Here is a 4,223-nt window from a genome sequence, read left to right as displayed (position 1 = left end):
GCCCTCGCCCGCCTCGACACCGAAACCGCCCCGGAGGTGGTGGACTGGTTGCTCGCCCGGCACCCGCACTCCGCCCCAACTCCGCGCCGTCCCGCCGGGGCGGGGCGCATCGTCGATCCGACCTCCAATCCCCGCCTGGACCGGCCGCGCCGCCCGCTCACCGACACCACCCGGGCCCTGCTCGATGCTGCGCCGGCACCCGGAGCGGACCGCTCGGCGCTCGTGCACAGCATCTTTCTGGGCATGGCCCGCGCCGGCCACACCCTCGCCGACGCCCGGGCGGCCGCCGCGACGGCGCCGGGACTGGTCCGGCTGCGCGAGGACCGCGCCCGCGGCCGCGACGACACCGACCGGCAATGGCGCCGCGCCCTGGACACCGCAGCCGACTTCGCCCCCGCTCCCCCGACCACGCGGGCCCCGGTCGACGACGAACTCGACCGCATCGAGGCCGCCATCGGATCCGACCCCGCCCACTGGGCCCGCCCCGGCGGCGCCAGCGACGAACGCATCCTCTACGCCCTCCTCGCGCTCGCCCGCACCGCCCGCACCCGCGTCCTCGACATCGACTGCCGCCGACTCGCCCAGGCCGCCGCCGTCGACGCCTCCACCGTCTCCCGGCGCCTGCGGGTGCTGGCCCACGAATCCTGGGTGCGATGCGTGCGCACCGGCAGCGGAACCCGCGCCGCCACCTGGCAACTCGAACTCCCCGACCCGGTGGCATCGCTACCGGTTGCAACACAAGGAGAACCCGCCCCCGCTCCGGGGCATTCCTCTGCCCTACTGGACCACCACACGCACGATCTCTGGGCGAACCGGTTGGGGCTGGGTGGGGTGGCTGCTCGTATTCACTGGGCTGCGATTTCGGGAAAACTCGTTATTTCCGGAGCGGGCAGAAATCCGATTGAGGTGGCTGCCCTGACCGGGTACAGCCTCGCCACCGTGACGCGCACCCTGTCCACCCTCGCCCGCCTGGGCGTGCCTATCGAGGCGCGAGCCGATATTCCCGCTCTCCGGGAGCAGCTCGATCGCGCCGCCGACCGCGTCGGTGTCGTGGGTGTCGGGGCGCAGCGGGTCCGCCGCCACCTGCTCGATCGGGAGCTGCACCGGTGGTGGCTCGAAGAGCAGGACTGGCGCTGCCGCCGCGGCAAGAAGACCGGCGTACCCCGCACGGTCTCGCTGACCATCGCCCTGCCCATCGACGCTCCCGCTCGGCTGCGGTACGGCCGATTCCCGGTGACCGACACCGGCCGCGCCGACTATCGTGCGGCGCGAGCCGTGGTGACCCGGGTGTGCTCCCCTGGTTGGAATTCCACGACCAATCCAGATCGGCAGGGCGGGAAGGCGGCCTGACACACCCTGGTTCTCCAACCGGACCGAATCAGTATGAGTCGTCCACTCGGGCGATTTGAGCGAGGAGGAGCGCGGCGTGGGGCGGCCGATCCGGCAACTGGAACGGCCGCAACGTCACCGCGGCCTTGACCCAGTCACCATCTCCTGCATGCAGTCGCACCAGATCGCCGGCCTGGGGAACCTCACCGCTCTCGACTCTCCGAGCATTCGCTTGCAGACTCGGCAGATCCTCGGGATGGACGACGGGACCGGTGACATGCGCATACTGCCACTCCACCCACTCCGGAGCCCGGCCGATCCACATCGCGATAATGCCTCGCTGGGCCTCGAACAGCGCGACATGGACATCGGCACCTAACAATCCTTCACGCAGTCCGAGAGCAGCCAACGATGGCATTGACGGCGGATACACGTCGGACACGTCGTGATACAGCACCCGGACACCGGATCCGTCTTCCATGGGGCGTAAGACGACCTGCCACTGCATCGCATGGCCGTGGTCGTGCCGGACCGAGAACCACGTGCTCAGCACTCCCCCGGACCGCGGATTGAGCACCAGATCCAGGAATTCGGCCTCGTGCTCGAAGCAGATCGCGCGGTTGATGTAGTCGGCAGGGGTCGCGGTGGGAAGCCAATCTTCGAGCAACGTACCGGACATCGCCCCCGAATCCCACGTCTGATAGATCAACATTTCCTCGACCATCCAGGCCACACCTGAGGTCAGACGCCGCGTTCCCAGCTCCTCCCCCGGCTCTCCCACCCACAGATGGATGCCGTGCACATCGCCGAACGGGCCGATGATCGGCCAGGCATAGAACCGCCACGACTGCCGCATCTTCTTCGACGACAGCACCCGATCGAACGGTTTACGGACTTCCCGGACGTACTCCACGATCGGCTCCACCGGGATGTCCGGTGCGGGCGAGACCTTCCGGCGGAGCGAAGTCATCTCCTTCACTTCACCATCCGAGGCCACCAGCGTCGCAACACCCTCCACGAGCGTTTCGATCAAATGCCATGAACCCATCGAAGACCCCCCTCTGTCTCGACCTGATCTCGATGCGGGGAGGCAGTGTAGCGAAAACCGACTGTTCGACCGTTAAGCGGGATCGATGGTCACGCTCGGACGTGTAGCGCCAGGTGCAAGCGCTCGGGTCGGATCGTCAGCAACTCGGCCACCGACAGTTCATAGCCCGGCACGGGCTCGACCTCGAACCGGGTGAGGATCTCCGCCAGCGCCAGGACCGCCTCATGCAACGCGAACTGCCGGCCGATGCAGGCCCGAGCCCCTACCCCGAACGGTTTGTATGCGTGGGCCGGACGGGCCCGCACGGCTGCAGGCAGGAACCGGTCCGGGTCGAAGGTCTCGGTGTCCTCGCCCCACAGCGTCGGATCACGGTGCAACGCCAGCAACACCACCAGAACCGTCTGGCCCTTGCGCACCGGGTAGCCGGCCAGCGTCGTGTCCGTGCGGGCCTTGCGGAAGAACGCCGGGCCGGACGGCCACAGCCGCAGTGTCTCGTCGACGAGGCGGCGGACATAGCGCAGCTTCCCCACCTGCTCGAACCGGAGCGGGCCGTTGCCGTCGCGCACCTGGGCTATTTCCGCCCGTGCGCGCTCGGCCATCTCGGGATGCAGCGACAGGTAGTGCAGTGCGAACGACAGCAGGCCTGCCGTCGTTTCGTGCCCGGCCACCAGGAAGGTCAGCACCTGATTGCGGATGCTCTGATCCGACAGCAGCTCCCCGGTCTGCGGGTCCGGGTGCTCCAGCATCCGCTGCAGGAGGTCGTCCTGACGCGGTGACTGTCCGTGGCGGCGTGCCGCGACCACCTCGTCCACGGTACGCTGCATCAGCGCAATGTCCTTCGGATGCTGGCGCAGCGCCTTCCATCCGAAGATCTCGCGGACGATCGGCAGATCGTTCGCCGACTGCGACACGAACGACAGCGCCCGCGTCATCGACTCGACGAACGGATGCCGACCGGCGGAGAACGAGTCGAAGCTGTACCCGAAGCCGGTGCGACCGATGACCTCCAACGTCAGGCGATTCATGTCCGAGGAGACATCCACCGGACCCTGAATAGCCTGAGCGGCCCAGTAGCTGCAGAGCCCGTCGACGCACTCGAGCATCACCTCGTGATAGCTGCGCATCGAGGATTGGCTGAATGCCGGCATCAGCACGTTGTGCGCCTGCGCCCACGCCGGCTCACTGTTGAACGCGGTGAACAATCCGTCTCCGGCCAGCTCCCGCAGATTGCTCACCGGTGGGACGACCGCCTTGGCGAACCGGGACTCGTCGAACACCTCCGCGGCCGCGTCCCCGCCCCCGACGACAACCACCTTCTTGCCGGCGATGTCGATCTCGAACACATCCCCGAGCTCGCGTACGAACTGCGCCTCACGCTGTACCGGCCGCCGAGGATCGAGACGCAACACATCTCCCAGCAGGGGCAGCCGCCACGACGGATGCGGCATCGCTTCTCCATGCCCGGTCTCAGCTTCGACGCGGACATCATTTGAGGCTTGCTCCCCCGCAGAAGTCATGACCGGAGTCTGCCGCACCGCTGTGCCGATTGCAGAATCGGTCGGCTGGTATGACGGAGGAAGCGACGGCTACGGCCAAGTCGGGTGAGGGGGGTTCGTGGCGGTTCCACCCCGCTGAAGCATTGCTGCTGAACGAACGACGGCTCGCTCAGCGGAGGCGTCACGCTTTTACTGTTATAGCGCTACAACGTCGTTGCGCAATGCGCTGATTGGGCAGAGCCGCTATAGCGCTTGAACGTCGGAGCGTAACGCCGGGCAATGCGCCCGATGGGCGGACATCCCAGTTGTAGCGCCATAACGTCTAAACGTTAGAACGTTGTCACGTCATG

The 4,223-nt window shown here is 67.4% G+C and carries 3 protein-coding genes; 1 reads left to right on the top strand and 2 read right to left on the bottom strand.

The features are described 5' to 3' along the window. On the top strand, positions 1-1,350 hold a 1,350-nt coding region (locus G6039_RS29720), incomplete at its 5' end, for a hypothetical protein (protein ID WP_164528182.1). A gap of 28 nt (positions 1,351-1,378) precedes the next feature. Here the strand turns inward: G6039_RS29720 and G6039_RS29715 are convergent. Next, positions 1,379-2,377, bottom strand: a complete 999-nt coding sequence (locus G6039_RS29715) for a GAF domain-containing protein (protein WP_161780465.1) — start codon at positions 2,375-2,377, stop codon at positions 1,379-1,381. An 89-nt stretch (positions 2,378-2,466) separates the two neighbouring features. Further along, on the bottom strand, positions 2,467-3,825 hold the full coding sequence (locus G6039_RS29710) for a cytochrome P450 (protein ID WP_010596737.1): 1,359 nt from the start codon (positions 3,823-3,825) through the stop codon (positions 2,467-2,469). Positions 3,826-4,223 lie beyond the last annotated feature (398 nt).

Source organism: Rhodococcus aetherivorans (assembly GCF_011058165.1).
GTDB lineage: Bacteria > Actinomycetota > Actinomycetes > Mycobacteriales > Mycobacteriaceae > Rhodococcus > Rhodococcus aetherivorans.
The sequence above is the reverse complement of the archived record's forward strand: the minus strand, read 5'-3'. Positions and strand labels throughout refer to the sequence as shown.